At 35.7% G+C, this 20,668-nt stretch carries 18 protein-coding genes and 1 tRNA gene; 15 read left to right on the top strand and 4 right to left on the bottom strand.

All coding sequences use genetic code 11. From position 1 onward, the window contains the following. Nucleotides 1-11 precede the first annotated feature (11 nt). On the top strand, nt 12-899 hold the full coding sequence (gene porN / locus QWY91_RS10995) for a type IX secretion system ring subunit PorN/GldN (protein ID WP_290234931.1): 888 nt from the start codon (nt 12-14) through the stop codon (nt 897-899). Between the two features lie 82 nt (nt 900-981). Then, entirely contained in the window at nt 982-2,037 is a 1,056-nt protein-coding gene (locus tag QWY91_RS10990) for an NAD(P)/FAD-dependent oxidoreductase (RefSeq protein ID WP_290234928.1), read from the top strand. Here QWY91_RS10990 and QWY91_RS10985 read toward each other — a convergent pair. Further along, complete coding sequence (locus QWY91_RS10985; RefSeq protein WP_290234925.1) at nt 2,034-2,435, bottom strand: DUF983 domain-containing protein; 402 nt, start codon at nt 2,433-2,435, stop codon at nt 2,034-2,036. The two genes, QWY91_RS10990 and QWY91_RS10985, sit on opposite strands and share 4 nt — an antisense overlap. A gap of 63 nt (nt 2,436-2,498) precedes the next feature. Here QWY91_RS10985 and QWY91_RS10980 point away from each other — a divergent pair, with 63 nt between their 5' ends. The 12 genes from QWY91_RS10980 to QWY91_RS10925 all read left to right on the top strand — a co-directional run bounded on the left by QWY91_RS10980 (nt 2,499) and on the right by QWY91_RS10925 (nt 14,684). Next, on the top strand, nt 2,499-4,415 hold the full coding sequence (locus tag QWY91_RS10980; protein WP_290234923.1) for an ABC-F family ATP-binding cassette domain-containing protein: 1,917 nt from the start codon (nt 2,499-2,501) through the stop codon (nt 4,413-4,415). A gap of 66 nt (nt 4,416-4,481) precedes the next feature. Beyond that, nucleotides 4,482-5,618, top strand: a complete 1,137-nt coding sequence (locus QWY91_RS10975; RefSeq protein WP_290234921.1) for an efflux RND transporter periplasmic adaptor subunit — start codon at nt 4,482-4,484, stop codon at nt 5,616-5,618. A gap of 2 nt (nt 5,619-5,620) precedes the next feature. Beyond that, on the top strand, nt 5,621-8,818 hold the full coding sequence (locus tag QWY91_RS10970; protein WP_290234917.1) for an efflux RND transporter permease subunit: 3,198 nt from the start codon (nt 5,621-5,623) through the stop codon (nt 8,816-8,818). After that, nucleotides 8,808-10,142 (top strand): TolC family protein, encoded by a 1,335-nt coding sequence (locus tag QWY91_RS10965; RefSeq protein WP_290234914.1) that lies wholly within the window; start codon nt 8,808-8,810, stop codon nt 10,140-10,142. The genes QWY91_RS10970 and QWY91_RS10965 overlap by 11 nt, the downstream gene beginning before the upstream one ends. A 1-nt stretch (nt 10,143) precedes the next feature. Then, a complete protein-coding gene (locus tag QWY91_RS10960; protein WP_290234912.1) occupies nt 10,144-10,326 on the top strand; it encodes a CPXCG motif-containing cysteine-rich protein in 183 nt (60 codons plus the stop codon). A 21-nt stretch (nt 10,327-10,347) separates the two neighbouring features. Next, a complete protein-coding gene (locus QWY91_RS10955) occupies nt 10,348-10,707 on the top strand; it encodes a SpoIIAA family protein (RefSeq protein ID WP_290234909.1) in 360 nt (119 codons plus the stop codon). A gap of 106 nt (nt 10,708-10,813) precedes the next feature. Next, nucleotides 10,814-10,886, top strand: a tRNA-Met gene (locus QWY91_RS10950). A 58-nt stretch (nt 10,887-10,944) separates the two neighbouring features. After that, nucleotides 10,945-11,730: a M90 family metallopeptidase gene (locus QWY91_RS10945; RefSeq protein ID WP_386270365.1), complete on the top strand. Its 786-nt coding sequence runs from the start codon at nt 10,945-10,947 to the stop codon at nt 11,728-11,730. 97 nt (nt 11,731-11,827) lie between these two features. Further along, nucleotides 11,828-12,301: a DUF6428 family protein gene (locus QWY91_RS10940; RefSeq protein WP_290234907.1), complete on the top strand. Its 474-nt coding sequence runs from the start codon at nt 11,828-11,830 to the stop codon at nt 12,299-12,301. A gap of 15 nt (nt 12,302-12,316) precedes the next feature. Continuing rightward, nucleotides 12,317-12,937, top strand: a complete 621-nt coding sequence (locus QWY91_RS10935; RefSeq protein WP_290234905.1) for an arsenate reductase/protein-tyrosine-phosphatase family protein — start codon at nt 12,317-12,319, stop codon at nt 12,935-12,937. Nucleotides 12,938-12,943: 6 nt separating this feature from the next. Further along, nucleotides 12,944-13,993 carry an ACR3 family arsenite efflux transporter gene (gene arsB / locus QWY91_RS10930; RefSeq protein WP_290234903.1) on the top strand — a complete coding sequence of 350 codons (1,050 nt, stop codon included), beginning with the start codon at nt 12,944-12,946 and terminating at the stop codon, nt 13,991-13,993. A gap of 82 nt (nt 13,994-14,075) precedes the next feature. Next, nucleotides 14,076-14,684, top strand: coding sequence for a DUF4403 family protein (locus tag QWY91_RS10925; protein ID WP_290234900.1), 609 nt, complete (start codon nt 14,076-14,078; stop codon nt 14,682-14,684). 34 nt (nt 14,685-14,718) lie between these two features. Here the strand turns inward: QWY91_RS10925 and QWY91_RS10920 are convergent, their stop codons facing one another. Continuing rightward, complete coding sequence (locus QWY91_RS10920; protein ID WP_290234897.1) at nt 14,719-15,438, bottom strand: NUDIX hydrolase; 720 nt, start codon at nt 15,436-15,438, stop codon at nt 14,719-14,721. A gap of 159 nt (nt 15,439-15,597) precedes the next feature. Here QWY91_RS10920 and QWY91_RS10915 point away from each other — a divergent pair, with 159 nt between their 5' ends. Next, nucleotides 15,598-15,966: a hypothetical protein gene (locus tag QWY91_RS10915; RefSeq protein ID WP_290234894.1), complete on the top strand. Its 369-nt coding sequence runs from the start codon at nt 15,598-15,600 to the stop codon at nt 15,964-15,966. 125 nt (nt 15,967-16,091) lie between these two features. Here the strand turns inward: QWY91_RS10915 and QWY91_RS10910 are convergent, their stop codons facing one another. Both QWY91_RS10910 and glgB read right to left on the bottom strand, forming a co-directional pair. Next, nucleotides 16,092-18,494 carry a glycoside hydrolase family 31 protein gene (locus tag QWY91_RS10910; protein WP_290234892.1) on the bottom strand — a complete coding sequence of 801 codons (2,403 nt, stop codon included), beginning with the start codon at nt 18,492-18,494 and terminating at the stop codon, nt 16,092-16,094. 31 nt (nt 18,495-18,525) lie between these two features. After that, nucleotides 18,526-20,433 carry a 1,4-alpha-glucan branching protein GlgB gene (gene glgB / locus QWY91_RS10905; RefSeq protein ID WP_290234889.1) on the bottom strand — a complete coding sequence of 636 codons (1,908 nt, stop codon included), beginning with the start codon at nt 20,431-20,433 and terminating at the stop codon, nt 18,526-18,528. Nucleotides 20,434-20,668: the final 235 nt, after the last annotated feature.

The following is a 20,668-nucleotide window of genomic DNA, read 5'->3' as shown; positions in this document are numbered from 1 at the left end:
AGTATCAATTTATGAAAGGAAAATATATAATATTCAGCTTATTGTTATTCATCGGTTTCACCGGTATTTCACAAACAGCTAATATTCTGAATGCAGATAAGCCAGAAGATATTGGGAAATCAAAAGCTGACGCCGATGATAATGCTAAAGGAGCCCCATTAGAATATGGTTATGTAGATGATCGTGATGTACTTTGGTCTAAAGGAACCTGGGAGATCATTGATTTGAATGAAAGAGTTAATTTTCCTTTGTACTATCCTGTGGATACAATGAATATTGCATCTAACAGGAGGTCGCTTTACGATGTTTTAATTCGTGCTATAAAAAACGGTAAAATTGAAAATATTTATGCCGATTCTTACTTTACAGAGAAGAGAACTTTAAAAGATATTAGAGCAACAATTTCTCGTGTAGATACTACAGATTATGGTATTGAACAATACAATGCTGGTCAGGAAGTAGATGAGCAGTTTATTGATCGAAGAGATTTAGGTGCTGCAGATATCGTTCAGTATAAAATACGTGGAATTTGGTATTTCGATAAAAGGCAAGCAGAGCTTAAGTATAGAATTCTTGGTATTGCGCCAAGAGCTCCCGATGTGAACTTTATCGACGATTCAGAACTTAATGATCTTGTAGATTTATTTTGGGTTTGGTATCCAGATGCACGTGATGCTTTGTATGAAGCGAAAGCTTATGTTGGTAATAATACTATCATTTCTTACGATCAACTTTTAAATGCCAGAAGATTCAATTCTGTGATTTTTAAGGAAGATAACGTACAGGGTGATAGATCAATCAATGATTATATTGTTGACAACAGCTTTATGCAATTGTTAGAATCTGAGCGTATTAAAGAACAGATTCGAAACTTCGAACAAGATATGTGGAATTATTAATTACTGATTCTGCAAATAATAAATAGAGCGCCTTTAATAGGCGCTTTTTTTATGTTTAATTTGTAACCGAAAATAGCACAGTATGTTGGATTATATAGTCGTTGGTTTAGGTTTGAGCGGAATCGCAATAAGCAGCCATCTTGAAAAAAGAGATAAGAAATTCGTCGTTTTTGAGGATAATTCTCAAGAATCTTCGAAGGTTGCAGGCGGTATTTATAATCCAATTATATTAAAGCGATTTACATTAGCTTGGGAAGCCGATAAGCAAATTGGCTACTCAATTCCTTTTTATGAAGAGCTTGAAAAAAAGCTAAATACCAAGTTTATTCAACCATTTAATATTTATAGGAGATTTCATTCTATAGAAGAACAAAACAGCTGGTTTGAAGCTGCAGACAATCTGCGATTAGCTCCTTTTATGAGTACGCAGCTAGTAAGAGAAGTGAACTCGAATATTTCAGGAGATTTTTCATTAGGGAAATTAGAAAAAACGGGCGCCATAGATACGGAAAAGCTAATTTCAGCAAATAGAGATTATTTAAAAAAGCATTCAATTTTAAAACAAGAAAAATTCGATTACTCGGCTTTAGAAATCAAGGATGATTTTATTATTTATAAAGATAATAAAGCTAAGAATATCATCTTTTGTGATGGTTTTGGTGTTACTGGGAATCCGTTTTTTAATTGGTTGCCACTAAGAGGAAACAAGGGAGAGTATTTAATTATCAAGTCCAAAACCTTAAAATTAAAACAAGCCGTAAAATCCTCTGTTTTCATTTTACCTTTAGGAAACGATCTTTATAAAGTTGGCGCAACTTATAACCATAAAGATAAAACCAAGGAGCCAACTACCGAAGCGAGAATAAAGCTTCAAAATGATTTAGATGAACTTATTACCTGTGAGTATGAGATTTTAGATCAGGTATCAGGAATTCGTCCCGCATCTGCCGATAGACGACCGCTTTTAGGGAATCATCCTAAATACAAAAATCTCTTTGTTTGTAATGGCTTCGGAAGTCGCGGTGTACTTATCGCACCATTACTTTCTGAAAAGTTGTTGAATTTTATAGAAGATGAAATTCCGTTACCTCCTGAAGTTAATATTGTGCGATTTCAGAGAAAACATTACAAAGGTTAATTTTTGTTTTGTCTTTTTTTAGCTGCGTTTTCATTGTATTTCAAAAACAGGTTGATCCAAATATTTCGTGATAAACGCATGATGATTGGCATAAAAACAACCAGTGTACCTACAATAGCAAAAAAGGAAGTTAGCAATCCGCCACCTAGAAAGTAGTGAGCAATGATAAATGCAGCTACAGAAAATGCCACCCCAACAGCATAACTTACATACATTGCACCATAAAAGAAGGAAGGTTCGATTTTATATTTGGTGCCACAATGAGAGCAATACTCATGCATCTCGTAAACTTTATTCAGTTTAAACGGGTTTTTTTCTTTGTACATACTCTCTTCCTGGCAAACTGGACAGGTTCCCGTTAAAATGCTGTACAACTTAGTGCCTTTCAAGAATTTCATAAAATTTTTTTTGCACTACAAATTTAATCATCTTTGCACAAAACTAAGTTACTTTATATATAAATGCTCAACATTCATAATCTTTCAGTCTCTTTTCAAGGAGAATATTTATTTCAGGAAATCGGTTTTCGTTTAGGAGCCGGAGACCGCATAGGTCTAATTGGTAAAAACGGAGCAGGAAAATCCACCATGCTTAAGATTATTGCTGGCGAGCAGGAATACGATAGTGGTCAAATAGCAAAGGATAAAGATCTTAAGATTGGATTCCTTAAACAGGATATAGATTTTGTACAGGGACGTACGGTATTGGATGAAGCATATCAGGCTTTCGAAGAAATTAAGCGTCTGGAAACTAAAATGAATGAAATAAATCATCAATTAGCGACCCGTACAGATTACGAAAGCGATTCTTATACTGAAATAATTCAGGAACTTACCGATGTAACACATCAATATGAGATTATTGGTGGTTATAATTATGAAGGTGATACCGAGAAAGTGTTGTTGGGACTTGGTTTTAGTAGAGCCGATTTTGAAAAACTAACCGATACCTTTTCTGGAGGTTGGAGAATGAGGATAGAGCTTGCAAAGCTTTTGCTTCAGAATAACGATATTTTGCTTCTCGATGAGCCTACTAACCACTTAGATATAGAAAGTATTATCTGGTTAGAGACTTTTCTAAATTCATATCCTGGTTGTGTGATTTTGGTATCTCACGATAAAATGTTTTTAGATAACGTGACTAATCGTACGATCGAAATTTCTTTGGGTAGAATTTACGATTACAAAAAGCCATATTCCAAATATCTGGAATTGCGAGGTGAGCTTAGAGAACAGCAAATGGCGGCTCAGAAAAATCAGCAAAAAGAAATTGAGCAGACCGAGAAGCTTATTGAAAAATTTAGAGCGAAGGCCTCTAAAGCTTCTATGGCACAATCCTTAATTAAAAAACTGGATAAAGTAAACCGAATTGAAGTTGATGAAGATGATAATGCGGTAATGAATATTACATTTCCCGTTTCTGTGCAGCCGGGTAAGGTAGTGGTCGAAGCAGAGCATGTAGGGAAAGCTTACGGAGATCATAAAGTATTAGAAGATATCAACCTACTGATAGAACGCGGTAGTAAAATTGCGTTTGTAGGACAGAATGGGCAAGGGAAAACTACGCTTGCTAAAATTATTATTGATGAGATTTCTCATACTGGCGATTTAAAGCTGGGACATAATGTGCAGTTAGGGTATTTTGCACAGAATCAGGCTGATTATTTAGACGGAGAGAAAAGTATATACGATACCATGGTCGATGCGGCAAACGAGACCAATAGATCTAAAGTTCGCGATATGCTGGGATCTTTCTTATTTCGCGGGGACGATGTAGATAAAAAAGTAAAAGTACTTTCTGGGGGAGAGCGAAACCGATTAGCGCTTTGTAAAATGCTTTTACAGCCTTTTAATGTGCTTGTGATGGATGAGCCTACCAACCACTTAGATATTAAATCTAAGAACGTTCTTAAGGAGGCGTGTAGAAATTTCGAGGGGACTCTAATAATTGTATCTCACGACAGGGATTTTCTTCAGGGTTTAACCAAAACAGTTTTTGAATTCAGAAATAGAAATATTCAGGAGTATTTAGGAGACATAGACTATTATCTAGAGCAGCGTAAATTGGAAGATATGCGTGCGGTAGAAAAAAGAGAAAAAACGCCGAAGGGTACTAAAAAGAAAAATACCGCTGATAAACAATCTTACGAAGATCAAAAGAAGCTGAAAGGGCTTAATAACCAAATAAGCAAAGTAGAGTCGAAAATATCTAAAATTGAAAAGGATTTAAAGGTAAAAGATCAGGAGTTAGCGACTAATTATGAAAAGACTATTGCACAACCCAATTTTTTAGATAGTTATAATGATAAGAAAAAGAATCTGAAGAAATTGTTTCAGGAATGGGAGAGTTTGCAGTTGGAAATAGATGAAACTAGTTAATTTCTTAAAAAAATTAAGATATTCGATTAAACTTTATCTAGTTTTAGGGGTCCAACCAACTAAGATATGGATATACGCAAAATAATTCTCTCGGTTCTTGGACTCCTGCTTATCGCTGGAGCCGTATTTGCAGCTAAATGGATCATCGACAGCAATGTTAAGACAGATCCAGAAGTACAGAAGGTTGTAAAAAATGTATTCTTCAAAACGGTAAAAAATGATACCGTTCCTATTAGCATTCCTGCTAATGGGAATGTTACTGCGCTAAGAAAACTCGAACTCTACGCAGAAGTTCAGGGTATTTTTAGAAACAGTAGTAAGAATTTTCTACCAGGCCAGGAATATAAAAAAGGTCAGATTTTACTGAATATTGATTCTGCAGAATATGCTGCCAGTGTACAATCTGCCAAAAGTGATTTATATAATAGCATTACTGCTATTATGCCCGATCTAAGATTAGATTATCCTGATGCTTTTGAAAAATGGCAGAAGTATTTAAGCAATTTCGATATTAATAAATCGGTTCCTGAACTTCCTGAGATCGAAACCGATAAAGAAAAGTATTTTATCAGTGGTCGCGGAATCGTTTCCTCTTACTATACCATAAAAAACTTTGAAGAACGTTTAAGGAAATATACAATTGTAGCGCCTTTCAACGGAATACTTACCGAAGCGCTGGTTAAAGAAGGAACATTAATTAGGTCTGGACAAAAACTTGGGGAATATATAGATCCTTCAGTTTACGAATTACAGGTTTCTATCGCTAAAAAATTTAGTGATCTCTTAGCAGTAGGAGAAGAAGTGAAACTTCAAAATTTAGACCGCAATCAAACCTATAACGGAACTGTAAGTAGAATTAATGGCAGGGTAAATCTGGAAACACAAACCATTCAGGTTTTTATCCGCGTAGAAGGTCAAAACATACAGGAAGGAATGTATCTTGAAGCAATGCTGGATGCCAAAAAAGAACCAAACGCTTTAGAAATCCCGAGAGAGTTATTGGTAGAACGATCTAAGGTTTATGTAGTTAGAGACAGTGTTTTAGATTTGGTAAGCGTACAGCCTGTATATTTTAATACAGAAAGCGTTGTAGTAAAAGGCCTTGAAGATGGTACTAAAATGTTAGCAGCATCGGTGCCGGGAGCTTATGCCGGACAGTTAGTAAATGCTGAAGAAGTAAAAGATACCGCTAAAAACGAATAATCTTGAGAAAACTTATTAGTTACTTTATAAAGTACGAGGTAGCGGTTAATATCGTAATCATTGCTTTTTTAATATTCGGAGCTGTTGGTGCGCTTACTTTAAAATCTTCTTTCTTTCCTTTACAGGACAGCCGAATGATTAATATTAGCGTTACCTATCCCGGATCTGCACCCGAAGAGATCGAAGAAGGGATAATCCTAAAAATAGAAGATAATTTAAAAGGTCTAGAAGGCATCGAGCGAGTAACTTCGGTTGCCAGAGAGAGTGGTGGATCGATCACTGTAGAAATCGAGCGAGACGAGAATATCGATGTAATGCTCACCGAAGTCAAAAATGCGGTAGACCGAGTGCCAACCTTCCCAACCGGCATGGAGCCTTTAGTAGTAGCAAAAGAAGAATCGGTTAGGCCAACCATTAGATTTGCTATAAGTGGTGAAAAAATTCCGTTAGTTACGCTAAAAAGAATTAGTGAGCAGATCGAAAATGATTTGCGAATGATGGATGGTATTTCTCAGATTGAAATTGACGGTTTCCCCGAAGAAGAAATTGAGATCGCAGTTAGAGAAAACGATCTTCTGGCTTATAATTTGACATTTCAGGATGTTGCTCAGGCAGTTTCAGGAGCTAATATACTTACCACAGGAGGAACGATCAAAACCAGTAGTGAGGATTATTTGATTAGGGCGAATAACCGCTCGTACTATGCAGATGATTTAGAAGACCTGGTATTAAAATCTACTACTAACGGAGAAATTATACGTCTTTCCGATATTGCAAGAGTTTCCGATCAATTTTCTGAAACGCCAAATGCATCCTTTTTCAACGGAAATCAAAGTGTAAATATCACCGTAAGTAATACAAATTCAGAAGATCTCCTTGCAGCAGCAGAGCAGGTTAATAAATATATTGAGAGTTACAATAAAAAGAGTAGCAATGTCCGTTTGGATGTTGTTTTCGATTCATCTATCAGATTGCAGCAAAGAACACAGCTTTTGGTAGAGAATGGTGTAATGGGGATCGTTTTGGTGCTTTTATTTCTTTCTCTTTTTTTAAATACAAGATTGGCCTTTTGGGTAGCTTTTGGTTTACCGGTCGCCTTTTTGGGAATGTTCATTTTTGCCGAACAGTTTGATGTAACGATTAACGTTCTATCGCTATTTGGGATGATTATCGTGATTGGTATTTTGGTGGATGATGGTATCGTAATTTCAGAAAATATCTATCAGCATTTCGAAATGGGGAAAAATCCCATAAAAGCAGCTTTGGACGGTACGATGGAAGTGTTGCCTCCAATTATTTCAGCAATAATAACAACGATCTTAGCTTTTGCTAGTTTTCTATTTTTGGATAGTAGGATAGGAGAGTTTTTTGGAGAAGTATCTACTGTGGTAATGCTTACGCTGGTTGTTTCTTTAATTGAAGCGCTTATCATCTTACCTGCTCATATTGCACATTCTAAAGCATTGGTTCGAAACGCTTCACAACCAAAATCTGTGATAGGAAAATTCTTCGGTAAAATGAGGAATATTAATAAACTGGGAGATCGAGTGATGATTTTTCTTCGTGATAAAGTTTATGGCCCTGTTTTAGATTTTGTGCTGAAACAACAAATATTGAGTATAGGGATTATTTTAGCCGTACTTATTCTAACTTTTGGTGCTATTGGAGGGGATATTATTAGGATAACACTTTTCCCTAGTGTAGCCAGTGATCGAATTTCTATCGATCTTTTAATGCCAGAAGGGGTTAATCCTGAAAGAACAGATTCGATTATTACGATGGTTGAAGAAGCAACCTGGCAGGTAAATAAAGATTTTTCTGAAGAGCAGACAGGGAATCTTTCAGTGATAGAAAATACTATTAAAAGAGTTGGTCCCGGGAATAACAAAGCATCGATTCAGGTAAATTTATTACCGGGTGAAGAACGTGATTTTGGTGCACCTGAAATTACGAATGCTATTCGGGATAAAGTAGGACCGGTTTATGGCGTAGAAAACTTAACTTTTGGATCTGGAGGTAATTTTGGCGGAGATCCCGTTTCAGTTTCCTTATTGGGTAATAATCTAGAGGAATTAGAAGCCGCAAAAGAAGATTTAAAAGCCAATTTTGAGAATAATCCGTTACTAAAGGATGTAAACGATAGTGATCCTAAGGGAATTAAAGAAATAAATATCTTCCTTAAAGATAATGCTTATGCTTTAGGGCTTGATCTTGCAGATGTAATTGGGCAGGTTCGAAATGGTTTCTTTGGAACACAAGCACAGAGATTCCAAAGAGGGCAGGATGAAATTAGAGTCTGGGTGCGGTATGATCTGGAAAATAGATCTTCTATCAATGATCTTGACGATATGCGAATTCTAACACCTTCTGGGAATCGTGTTCCTTTTGATGAAATAGCGAATTATGAAATTATTCGCGGAACCGAGTCGATTAGTCACCTGGATGGAATGCGCGAGATTAGGGTAAGTGCAGATATGGAAGATCCTAATGGTAGTTCCACAGAAATTCTAACTGATATTCGTGAAAATGTGATGCCTGAAATATTGGCCAAATATCCAAGCTTAAGCGTTTCTTACGAGGGACAAAATCGAGAAGCTGGAAAGTTAGTGAGCTCAGCAAGCACTGTATTGCCAATCATATTGTTCTTGATCTACGCTACGATAGCCTTTACATTCAGAAGTTATAGTCAGCCACTGCTATTAATGATTATGATTCCTTTTAGTGTAATTGGTGTGGCTTGGGGACATTGGATTCACGATTTTCCAATTAATATGCTTTCCGCTTTAGGAATAATTGCGCTGGTTGGGATTATGGTGAATGATGGTTTGGTTCTTATAGGGAAATACAATGGGAACTTGCAGGATGGCATGAAATTTAAACAGGCAATCTACGAAGCAGGTAAATCACGTTTTAGAGCGATATTTCTAACGTCCTTAACCACAATTGCCGGTATGGCGCCCTTACTTCTCGAAAAAAGTAGGCAGGCGCAATTTCTCAAACCTATGGCGATCTCTATAAGTTACGGGATTGGTATTGCAACCGTATTAACGCTATTTTTACTACCGTTGCTGCTTTCTATTACGAATCGTATAAAAGTAGAAAGTAAATGGTTGGCAACAGGAAAAAGAGTAGAACGCGAGTCTGTAGAGCGAACAATAAAAGAATTACACGAAGCTGAAAAAAATAAAGATGAATATTAAAATTGCCAATCTAGCTGTCATTTTTTTCATGTTCATTGGGCTTGCAGCAAAAGCTCAGGATTCTTTATTGACCAAAAATGAAGTGATAGCCAGAGCTCTTGAAAGCAACTACGGAATTAAAATGGCTAATAATGATGTTGAAGTTGCCGAGAATAACCAAAGCATATTAAACTCAGGATACCTGCCTTCTATAAGAGGAGCGGGTGGTTATAATTATGATCTTAACAACCGATTAACCGAGCCGGAAGAAGGAGAAGATGTAGACCAAAGAGGTATCGAGGGCGAATCTTATAGCGCTTCAGTTAATTTAGATTACACGCTTTTTGATGGATTGGGGCGATTTTATAATTACAAAAGTTTAAAAGAGCAATACAATCTATCGCAATTAGAAGCGAGAGAAACTATCGAGAATACAATTCTTCAATTGCTAACGGTGTATTACGAAATTGCGAGATTAAGCGAAAATATGGGAGTTTTGAAAGAAACTTTAGGAATCTCTCAGGATCGTGTAAAGCGCGCGCAATATCAATTTGAATATGGACAATCTAATAATTTAATTGTCTTAAATGCTCGGGTAGATGTAAATACCGATAGTATTAATCTTATTGAAACAAGACAGCAATTACGAAATACGAAACGCGATCTAAATGTTATTCTGAATAGAGATATCAATAATAGAGAATTTGAAGTAGATACTTCGGTAAGTTTTATACCCGAACTACGCATCGAATCGTTTTTAGAACAGTCAACCTACAATAACGTTAGTCTGCTTCAGGCAAAAAGTAATATAATCCTAAGTGATTATGATATCAAAGTTAGTAAGTCGGGATACCTACCAGCAGTAGATCTTACCGGTTCTTATGGATGGAATAAAAATATAAGTGCAGCAACGGCGTTTTTCCCGGGTTCTAAAACAACTACAGATGGTTTGTCTGCAGGTTTAAGTTTGTCATGGGATTTATTTGATGGAGGCTTAACAAGTGTAGCCATTCAAAATGCTAAAATTAATAAAGTAAATCAAGAACTTCAGAAAAAGCAAATAGAGTTAGAGGTAGAGCGAGATATAGCAAATGCACTAGGAAACTATGAAAACAAGCTTTATATTTATCGTGTACAGGAAGAAAATGTATTAACGAACGAAGATAATTTTGATCGATCTGAAGAGCAATATCGATTAGGACAGATTACCTCCATCGAGTTTAGGCAGGCGCAAATTAATTTGCTAGATGCAAAAACGAGTCTTAATTTAGCTAAATATGATGCAAAATTGGCTGAATTGGAGTTATTGCAACTTACCGGTCAGTTATTGAATATAGATTTTTGATATGTACGAGCACTTTTTTCAATGTCCTTATTGTTGGGAAGAAATTTCTGTACTTTTAGATCCTTCGGTCTCCAGACAAACTTATATTGAGGATTGTGAGAATTGTTGCAATCCAATAGAGTTTAGTGTAGCCTTTGAGCATGGAGAAATTACTGAATTTGAAGCTCAAAATATAGAACAGTAATAACAGTATTTTCTTATATATATGAATGATAAAACAACATTTGAGCTATCTGAAAATGTATTAGGAATCATTATAGATCAGCGTGTTTCTACTCAGGTCATGGAGGAAATTCTGGCGGAAATAGAAGAGCGTATAAAATGCAATAAAAAAATTAGATTTTTTCTTGAAATCAAAGGAGGAAATAAAATTTCTTTAGCAGCTTTTTGGAAAGATTTGAATTTCAAATGTAAGCATGACAGTGATTTTAGAAAAGTAGCAGTAGTGACAGATATTCAGTGGTTTAAGGAGATTACTGGTTTGAAAGATAACTTTATGGAAGCTGATATTAGAGCCTTCAATAACGAGGATCGTTTGCGAGCTTTAAACTGGATAACTGAATAATTTTTAAAAAAGTTTTGGAGAAGTAAAAAAGAGTCGTATATTTGCATCCCGATAGCGAAACAATGGCTATCAAGACATACTGAAATAGAGATATTAAAATATATATCGCGGGATAGAGCAGTAGGTAGCTCGTCGGGCTCATAACCCGAAGGTCACTGGTTCGAGTCCAGTTCCCGCTACTAGAAAAAAGGCTTTCGAATTTTCGAAAGCCTTTTTTTATGCGTAAACATTTTTAAAGTGAATAAATTCTGGATTAGTATTCTTATCTTAATAGCGATAGCTGCCTTTGTGATATACAAAATTACTAGTAAATCTTCAAATAAAGCAAAGTCATTTCCTTCAGATTGGCATCAGTTGCTTTTAAAGCATGTTGAGTTTTACGAACAATTAAATGCGAAAGCGCAAAAAAGATTTCAGCATAGAATAATGATTTTTCTTAGTGAAGTCTATATTGAAAGCGTTTCATTTCAGCTGGAAGATTTGGATAGAATTTTAGTGGCTGCAAGCGGAGTTATTCCTGTTTTCGGTTTCAAAAATTGGCGTTATTCTAATTTAAGTACGGTTATTCTATATCCCGATCATTTTAATAAGAATCTGGTTTTCGATAAAACTGGAGAGGATAAAATGGTGATGGGGCTTGTAGGAACTGGTAGGTTTGAGCATCAAATGATTTTATCACGCAAGGCTTTACATAACGGTTTTGCAAAACATAACGATCGATTAAATACCGGAATTCATGAATTTGTTCATTTAATAGATAAAGTTGATGGCGTTACCGATGGTGTCCCCGAGCGATTACTAAAGCAAGCTTACGTAATCCCATGGTTAAAAATGGTGCATAAAAACATGGAGGCGATTAACGATAATAAGTCTGATATTAGGAAATATGGCGGAACAAATGAAGCAGAATTTCTAGCTACGGCCAGTGAATATTTCTTTGAAAATCCCAAAAGGATGAAGCGTAAGCATCCCGATTTATATAAAATGCTAAGCGCATGTTTCTTCCCAGATAAAAAGAATTAAATAAAATTTTATACTAAGCTTTTTCGTAATTATTTAATTATCGTAATATTGCAATACTATTTTAATCGTAATATTACGATAATTAAAATTTACTAAGATGACATTAGCTGAAATCAAGCATGTTCTTACAGAAAAGAAGTTAATCACTTTCGAATTGCCAAACGGAGATTTGGTGCCTTCTCATTTTCATGTTACCGAAATTGGTAAAATCGAAAAGAAATTTATCGATTGTGGCGGTGTTTTTAGAGAAGAGTCGAAAGCTAGTTTTCAACTATGGGAAGCCGATGATTATAATCATCGATTGCATCCAGAAAAACTAGTCGAGATCATTAACCTTTCTGAAGAAGTTTTAAATCTGGAAGAAAACGCGATTATTGAAGTGGAATATCAAGCTGAAACCATTGGAAAATATGATTTGGAATACGATGGAAACCATTTCCTTTTAGTTAATAAATTCACTTCTTGTCTTGCAGAAGATCAATGCGGGATTACTGAAAAGCCAAAGAGAAGTTTAAAAGAATTATCAACACGAGCCACTACAGATTGTAAACCGGGATCTGGTTGTTGCTAGTTTAAATTTACAGAAATGTATCCAAAAATTAAAGAGTTTCTTGCTTCACTTAATTTAGATGAAGTATCCGATAGTCGGAAAAATCAATTACAGCCTTTCGTCGATTTCTTAACCGAGAATCTTTCAAATAAAGAACAGATTAATCTTAATTTTATTTGCACTCATAATTCGAGAAGAAGCCATTTTTCTCAAATCTGGGCACAAACGATAGCTGAGTTTTTAGGTTTCAATAAGCTGCAATGTTATTCTGGCGGAACGGAAGCTACAGCGGTTTACACTTCAGTTTTAGATGTATTTCAAGATTCTGGGTTTTCCGTAGAAAAACTTTCAGATAATCAAAATTCGGTTTCGTATCTAAAATTTGCGAGTGATGCTTCACCAATCATCTGCTTTTCTAAAGCTTTTGATCACTCTTTTAATCCTGAAAACAATTTTGTAGCTGTGATGACCTGCGCTCAGGCGAACGAAGCCTGTCCTTTTGTACCCGGTGCAGAAGCTAGGATCGGTTTTTCTTTCGAAGATCCCAAAGTTTATGATGGATTTGCCGAAGAGTTTGAGAAGTACAGGGAAAAAAGTAAAGAAATAGCAACCGATCTTATGTACGTTTTTACCAAAGCAAAGGAACTTTCAAAATAAACACTTATGAAGAAGAAACTTAGCTTTCTGGATAGTTATCTTACGTTGTGGATTTTTATAGCAATGGCGGTTGGCGTAGGACTTGGTTATTATATTCCTGCAGTTCCTAAAGCAATTAATTCTTATAGCTCGGGCTCTACTAATATTCTTATTGCAGCTGGCTTAATTTTAATGATGTATCCACCATTGGCTAAGGTAGATTATAAGATGCTTCCTAAAGTTTTCAGAAACCTGAAGATCTTAAGTATTTCCGTAGTATTAAACTGGGTGATTGGTCCAGTTTTGATGTTTTCTTTGGCAATTTTATTCCTTGGAGATCACCCGGAATATATGACGGGATTAATTCTTATAGGCTTAGCACGTTGTATTGCAATGGTTTTGGTTTGGAACGATCTTGCTGAAGGCAGTAAAGAATATGGAGCAGGATTAGTCGCTTTAAACAGTATTTTTCAGGTTTTTGGGTATTCGTTTTATGCATGGCTGTTTATTACTAAACTTCCGCCTTACTTTGGATACGAAGGGAGCATTGTAGAGATTTCAGTAACAACTATTGCAGAAAGTGTGGCGATTTATTTAGGTGTTCCGTTTTTGATGGGGATTTTAAGTAGATTGATTTTAGTGAAATGGAAAGGTGAAAAATGGTATACTGAAAAATTTATTCCGAAAATATCTAAAATCACTTTAATTGCTTTGCTGTTTACTATTGTGGTGATGTTTAGCCTAAAAGGAAATTTAATTGTTGAAATTCCAAAAGATGTAGTCCTCATTGCAATTCCTTTAATGATCTATTTTACAGTGATGTTTGCTATAGGATTTATCGTAAGCCGATGGGCAGGCGCAAAATATGATGAGAATGCTGCTATTTCGTTTACCGCAGCAGGAAATAACTTCGAACTTGCTATTGCTGTTGCTATTGCTGTTTTTGGATTAAATTCTGGGCAGGCTTTTGTTGGGATCGTAGGCCCGTTAATCGAAGTGCCAGCCTTAATATTGTTGGTAAGAGTTTCGTTTTGGTTTAGGCAAAAGTGGTATCGTAAACCTGCGATGGAATCTTAAGAATGCTAAAAATCAATTTTAACCTAAAATTAAATCAACGCTGGTTTTTCTTTTCTATCTTTAAAATAAACACGCATAAACAATGATGGAAGATTACCATAAGGGTTTAATACTGAATATTCCTGTAAAAATACCTTACGCTGTTCTGGAAAAGGCTATTGAAGAAAAATTACAGCAGGAAGATGATGAAGACGAAAAAGGAATTTCTGATTATGCTGAGGTAAGATTTGTATGGTTAGAAAAAAATCCTGAAGTAGATTACGACATAACCTTAGGATTGCGTTTGCAGGCCAAAACATTTCTATTCAAGAATAAGGAAATAGAGCTTAAAATTCATTTAAAATTTGCGTTCGATTCGGTGACTAATCAATTCTCTTTAGCAGATTACGAAGCGGTTGGGGAAAACGAAAGCAAGTTTATGAATAAAATTGTACAGGTAATACTTAATAAATTTATTCAGAAGAAAATATTGCAAAAGTCGAAGCAAAATCTTTCAGAAAAATTAAAGCAGGAATTAAATAAGATTAATATTAAGCTGAAAGAAAATAATCAACCCGCAGAAGGCCTACTGGTCGATGCTCATTTAGATCAATTAAATATTTCGCATTTTGAATTTGCTCCACAAGATCTGTACGTTTTTCTAAACATACAAGGAGAAGCAGAGATGGAAGTGAATAAGCTTCCTGAATAATAATTTATCGTAGACTTTCTTTTTTCTGAAGTAATTAAAACTCAAACGTAAAACCTTTCTTGGTCAGTTTTTGGTAGACTTCTTCATCAAAACTGAACAACTTGGCGGCACGGTGAGAAACATCTTTCTGCTTTTCTCCAATATCTACCAGAAGTTTCATTTTTAAAAATTTTCTACGGAAGTTAGGTTTGTCCATTTTTACATCAAGAATTTCTTCGTAAAGCTGCATTAGTTGAAGCAATGTAAATTTCTCGGGAAGCAAGTTGAAACCTATGGGTGCCTGTTTCACACGATTCCTAAGTTTTTCCTGGGCAGCTTCAAATATCATCTTATGATCATAAATAAGATCGGGGAGTTCTTCAACTAAAAACCATTTTGCCTCAGAAGCCGTAAATCCCGCGGCAATTTCATAATCTTCACTCTTAACCAAAGCGTAATAACCAATAGTAATAACGCGGCTTGCAGGAAAACGATTGGGTTCTCCAAAAGCCTGTAATTGCTCTAAAAATATATTATCCAAGCCGGTAAGATCTCTAAGAACTCGTTTAGCAGAATCGTCTATAGATTCTTTCTCTGTAATCCATCCACCCGGTAATCCCCACCTGTCTTTGCTAATACCTTCAGCGTGTTTTACCAGTAGCACTTCCATTTTGCCTTCATTAAATCCAAAAACTACACAATCTATAGTTATTGCTTCAATAAAATTTTCTTCCTGAATATATTTTTCTCCCTCTGCGATAAAGCCTTTAGACATCTTGTGAAAATTAGAGCGTAAAAATAACAATTTCAACGTAAATACGATTTTCGATGAATTCGGTCTGACTTTTTATCTATACCACTCGTCGATAGAAGAAAAGGACTACATCGAAGAGTTCTATTTGTCTTGTTCTTTAAGTCTAATTTTAGGGTATCAATGAAAGCAAAGATGTACATAACAGTTGAAAATACAAACGGAGAAATGATCGATGTGAACATCGAAGTTTACAGAAACAAGCAGTTTGTAAATTGTTGTGAAGCAGAGAATATGCAAGGAACATATGCTAGAGCTATGGATCCAGAAACGAAACCAGAATTAGCATATAAACATAAAATTATAAAAGCTTTTATCGATTCTAAGACGCGTAAGAAATTTGAAGTTTCTGAAAGGGATGCGATTTCTATATGTACGCGATCAATAGAAGAATTTGCAAAGAATAGATTTAAAAATAAACAAAACTTCTTTATTGAGTTGATGAGCCAATCGCCCTACGATTTGCAATACCATTACTTAGTAGAGGAGTAGCGAAGAGACACTTTTTTGCCCTAAACAAAGTGAGTTTAATTTAGAATTATTAAGAAAAACGGATTGGTGGGGACTCGGTCAAGCCAATCCGTTTTCTTTTTATTTAATTATAAAAGCAAATACTCTTATTCGCTTACCAGGCGCAAATCTGTAAAGTTTTCATTTAAAGTGATAAACTGACCTTCTTTATCATAGCCTATACTTTCTAAAGTCACATCTTCATTATTTACACTAGCCGATTTAATATCGAACGGTAAGCCGTGCAAACAAATTTTCATGGTTTTTAAATTCGATTCGTACGTACCGGCAACATGTTGCTGGATAATAATTTCTTTCTCTTTTCCGGTAAGTTTGAAAGTCCTAAGATTATAAAGTCCCATTTTATAGTCGTAACCATCATGATCATCTTCATAATAAATAGAATTTTGCTTTCCATTTTTATAGTAAACATCTAAACGTAATTCTTCAATTTGAAATTCATCGACATATTGTTGTACGGGATATTTAGGTATAATAGCACCTTCTTTTACATAAATTGGCATGCTATCTAAAGGAGCATCTACCCAAAGTTCTTTACCACCTTCAGCAATGCTATCATTCCAGTAGTTGTACCAACGACCTCTTGGAATATACATTCTTCTTCCCTGTACATTTGGCTCCTGTATTGGGCAAACTAGAATATGATGACCAAAGATAAATTCATCGGCTCTGTAATGTGTTTGTACATCTTCCTGGTCAAAATAAACCAGAGGTTTTAAAATAGGGATGTTTTCTTCGCAATATTGATAAAAAGCAGTGTATAAATATGGAAGCAATTGATAGCGTAATTCCACAAATTTACGAGTAATATTTAGTACTTCTTCCCCAAAATACCAAGGCTCCTGTTCTCCATGATCTCCTGAAGAGTGTACACGGCAAAATGGATGAAAGACTCCAAGCTGGATCCATCTGGTAAATAATTCTCCCGTTGGCTGATCTGCAAAACCACCAATATCGGTACCTGCAAAGCTAAATCCGCTCATTCCTAAACGTTGAATCTGAACATTTCCTAGCCATAAATGCTCCCAGGTAGCTACGTTATCGCCAGTCCATGTAGAACTAAAGCGTTGCCCACCAGAGTAGCTGGCACGTGTAATCGTAAAAGGTCTTTTAGGGAATATGTATTTCTTTACGCCTTCGTAAGTAGCTCTAGCCATCTGCATACCATAAATATTATGCGCTTTACGATGGCTACATCTATTCCCGTCGTAATCGTGACGAACATCTAAAGGAAATGTTTTTCCAGGGACTTCCATTACTGCCGGTTCGTTCATATCGTTCCAAACACCTTTAACGCCTATTTCAGCAATTAAAGTCTTGTAATGATCTGCCCACCATTCTCTAACTTCAGGATTTGTAAAGTCAGGGAAAACGCAATTTCCCGGCCACACTTTACCGCGCATATAAGGTCCATCCGCTCGTTTACAGAAGTAATCTTTTTCGAGTCCGTCGGTAAAAATCTCGTAACTATTATCTATTTTGATGCCAGGATCGATGATTGCAACGGTTTTAAATCCATCTTCTTCTAATTCCTCTACCATTCTTTTAGGCTCTGGGAAATAGTCTGTATTCCATGTGAAGCATCTAAAACCATCCATGTAGTCGATGTCTAAATAAAGTGCATCGCAAGGGAATTTATTTTCTCTAAAACCAGCAGCTAATTCTTTAACTTTCGCTTCAGGATAATAACTCCATTTACTTTGATGATATCCTAAAGCCCACATTGGTGGTAACTCTGGTCTTCCGGTAAGATTAGTGTATTTTGTAACCACTTCAGCAATCTTAGGGCCGTAAATAAAATAGTAGTTCATCTCCCCGCCATCTGCCCAAAAACTGGTAACATGACGACGCTCATGGCAAAAATCAAAATGGGTTTTAAACGTATTGTCGAAGAAGATACCATAAGCCTTAGCATGATGAAGTCCTATATAAAATGGAATGGATTTATACAATTCTGGTAAATCTTTACCAAAAGCGTATTGATCGGTATTCCAGTTACTAATTCTTTTTCCTTTTAAATTGAAGCTAGTTGGTTTGTCCCCAAGACCGTAAAAGTTTTCTCCTTCAACGGTACTTTTGCTCATTTTTACATAGTTCCCGCCAAACTCAAAACTTTCTTCCCAATGATACCCAAGCTCATCCTGAAGAATTAATTCATCTTCAATATCAAACATGGCTGTTTTCATATCATTTCTATTCACCCTGCATTTAATCTGTTCAGTAACTATCCAGACAAATTTTTCGTCTTCGATAATTTCTAATACCGAATATCCATGAGAATGATCATTGTCTATGGCGTATGAAAAATCGTTTTCAAAAATCCCATGGGTGGCGTATCTAAACCGAAGCATACTATCTCGCAGGACAGTAACAATAAGATGCACACCGTTTTCTGAAACAAACAAAATAGAATCTCCGTTTTGCTCATAAGAAACCAATTTTGAGGGGAAAAGGTTTCCTTTCTTTTCTAATTCTGTATTTGTAATCATATTCTATTTATTAAGTAACATTTTGAGATTGCTAAACGATGCTAAAAAATACTGAAGCCAATGGCGGTATAGTTAAAGCGGCAGAATAATCTCTCCCATGAAATGCCTGATTATCAATTTTTATAATTTTATTTTTCACACCAGAACCTTCATATTTTGAATCGTCTGTGTTTAGAATTTCTTTTAATTTACCTGATCTTGGAACTCCAACTCGATAGTCATTTAAAACATTGGGGGTGAAATTGCAGATAATCACGACATCGTCCTTTTCGTCTTTTCCTTTACGTAAATAGGAAAGAATCGAATTTTGATTGTCGTCGTAAGAGATCCATTCAAACCCCTCAGGATTAAATTGCTTTTCGTAAAGCGCAGGGTGTTTTTTGTAGATGTTGTTGAGGTCTTTCACCAATTTATGGATTCCATTATGAAATGGATAATCCAGTAGATTCCAATCTAGACTACTGTTATAATTCCATTCCCCATATTGGCCAATTTCGCCTCCCATAAATAATAATTTGTTGCCAGGGTGTGAGTACATGTAAGCATGCATTAATCTTAGGTTGGCAAAGCGCTGCCAATCATCGCCGGGCATTCTTCCTAAAAGAGACTTTTTGCCGTAAACAACTTCATCATGGCTTAAGGGTAAGGTGAAGTTCTCTGTAAAGGCATAGGTTAAACTAAAACTAATGTCATCTTGATGATGTTGGCGATAAATGCTATTTTTTTTAAAATACTCTAAGGTGTCGTGCATCCAGCCCATCATCCACTTCATACCAAATCCTAAACCGCCAAGATAGATAGGTTTAGAAACACCAGGATAAGCGGTAGATTCTTCAGCAATGGTTTGTACGCCATCAAAACTCTGGTAGATTTCCATATTCAAATCTTTCAGAAAAGATATGGCTTCAAGATTTTCATTTCCGCCGAAAATATTAGGCTCCCATTCGCCTTCTTCTCGCGAATAATCCAAATAGATCATAGAAGCAACAGCGTCCACTCTTATACCATCAATATGATATTGATCGATCCAAAAAATAGCGTTGCTAATTAAAAACGATCGCACTTCGTTACGACCATAATTAAAAATAAGACTTTTCCAATCGGGGTGATAACCTTTTTTATAATCTGGGTGTTCGTAAAGATGTGACCCATCAAATTTCCCTAAACCATGTTTATCTTCGGGAAAATGAGAGGGGACCCAATCCATGATAACGGCGATATTTTTTCGATGGAAAGCATCTACTAGAAGCTTAAACTCGTCTGGATTACCAAATCTTGAAGTAGGAGCGTAGTAACCGGTAACCTGATATCCCCAGGAAGGATCGTAAGGATACTCCATGATTGGCATAAATTCTACATGAGTATAGCCTAGATCCTTAACGTAGCTCACCAACTCATCGGCCATTTCTACATAGCTTAATGAGCGATTTTCTTCGTATTTACGTTTCCAGCTTGCAAGATGAATTTCATAAACTGAAATTGGTTGATCTAGCGCATTTTTAGTGGGGCGACTATTAAGCCATTTTTTATCTTTCCATACATAATCGTCTTCCCAAACTATCGAAGCTGTAGCTGGCGGATGTTCACTTTTACGTGCATAAGGATCAGCTTTTTCAGCACTAATATTATCGATAGCACTATTTATCTTATACTTATATCTACAACCTTTACCTACTCCCGGGATAAATCCTTCCCAGATGCCGCTACTATCCCAACGCACCATAAGAGGATGGTCATTTTCTGTCCAGTAATTAAAATCTCCAATTACAGAGACATTCTTAGCCGATGGTGCCCATACTGCAAAATACGTTCCTTTAACACCATTAATTTCTAAAATATGTGATCCAAGTTTTTCATAAATCCGATAATGTTTACCTGCTTTAAATAGTGAAATGTCAAAATCTGTAAATAAAGAATAAAGCTGTACATCCTGCTTCATAAAAGCTTAAAATAATTGGTTAGTGTAATAGAAGGTGGTTGGCCTTCAAAATGCAAAATCTTCTTATTTCTTAAGAAGATCAATGTACATTCGTGGCATTAAATTAGTGTTTTAATTCTATATCCTGAACTTTTTAAATTAATATTAGCGTTTAATTAAAATTAGGATAATCCGAAAACGATGAAGGAAGAATCTACTTCTTGAAGTTTTGGTAATTAGAGGAGTAAAGCTGCTA

The sequence above is a fragment of the Zunongwangia endophytica genome (assembly GCF_030409505.1).
GTDB classification, from domain to species: domain Bacteria; phylum Bacteroidota; class Bacteroidia; order Flavobacteriales; family Flavobacteriaceae; genus Zunongwangia; species Zunongwangia endophytica.
This window is presented reverse-complemented; position numbering and strand designations above follow the sequence as displayed.

What these genes read in the sequence shown, in the direction of transcription:
- glgB (WP_290234889.1), bottom strand. Translation starts at nt 20,433, where the DNA reads ATGAAGCAGGATGTACAGCTTTATTCTTTATTTACAGATTTTGACATT.
- arsB (WP_290234903.1), top strand. Translation starts at nt 12,944, where the DNA reads ATGAAGAAGAAACTTAGCTTTCTGGATAGTTATCTTACGTTGTGGATT.
- QWY91_RS10990 (WP_290234928.1), top strand. Translation starts at nt 982, where the DNA reads ATGTTGGATTATATAGTCGTTGGTTTAGGTTTGAGCGGAATCGCAATA.
- QWY91_RS10940 (WP_290234907.1), top strand. Translation starts at nt 11,828, where the DNA reads ATGACATTAGCTGAAATCAAGCATGTTCTTACAGAAAAGAAGTTAATC.
- porN (WP_290234931.1), top strand. Translation starts at nt 12, where the DNA reads ATGAAAGGAAAATATATAATATTCAGCTTATTGTTATTCATCGGTTTC.
- QWY91_RS10915 (WP_290234894.1), top strand. Translation starts at nt 15,598, where the DNA reads ATGAAAGCAAAGATGTACATAACAGTTGAAAATACAAACGGAGAAATG.
- QWY91_RS10910 (WP_290234892.1), bottom strand. Translation starts at nt 18,494, where the DNA reads ATGATTACAAATACAGAATTAGAAAAGAAAGGAAACCTTTTCCCCTCA.
- QWY91_RS10975 (WP_290234921.1), top strand. Translation starts at nt 4,482, where the DNA reads ATGGATATACGCAAAATAATTCTCTCGGTTCTTGGACTCCTGCTTATC.
- QWY91_RS10955 (WP_290234909.1), top strand. Translation starts at nt 10,348, where the DNA reads ATGAATGATAAAACAACATTTGAGCTATCTGAAAATGTATTAGGAATC.
- QWY91_RS10920 (WP_290234897.1), bottom strand. Translation starts at nt 15,438, where the DNA reads ATGTCTAAAGGCTTTATCGCAGAGGGAGAAAAATATATTCAGGAAGAA.
- QWY91_RS10925 (WP_290234900.1), top strand. Translation starts at nt 14,076, where the DNA reads ATGATGGAAGATTACCATAAGGGTTTAATACTGAATATTCCTGTAAAA.
- QWY91_RS10935 (WP_290234905.1), top strand. Translation starts at nt 12,317, where the DNA reads ATGTATCCAAAAATTAAAGAGTTTCTTGCTTCACTTAATTTAGATGAA.
- QWY91_RS10960 (WP_290234912.1), top strand. Translation starts at nt 10,144, where the DNA reads ATGTACGAGCACTTTTTTCAATGTCCTTATTGTTGGGAAGAAATTTCT.
- QWY91_RS10965 (WP_290234914.1), top strand. Translation starts at nt 8,808, where the DNA reads ATGAATATTAAAATTGCCAATCTAGCTGTCATTTTTTTCATGTTCATT.
- QWY91_RS10980 (WP_290234923.1), top strand. Translation starts at nt 2,499, where the DNA reads ATGCTCAACATTCATAATCTTTCAGTCTCTTTTCAAGGAGAATATTTA.
- QWY91_RS10985 (WP_290234925.1), bottom strand. Translation starts at nt 2,435, where the DNA reads ATGAAATTCTTGAAAGGCACTAAGTTGTACAGCATTTTAACGGGAACC.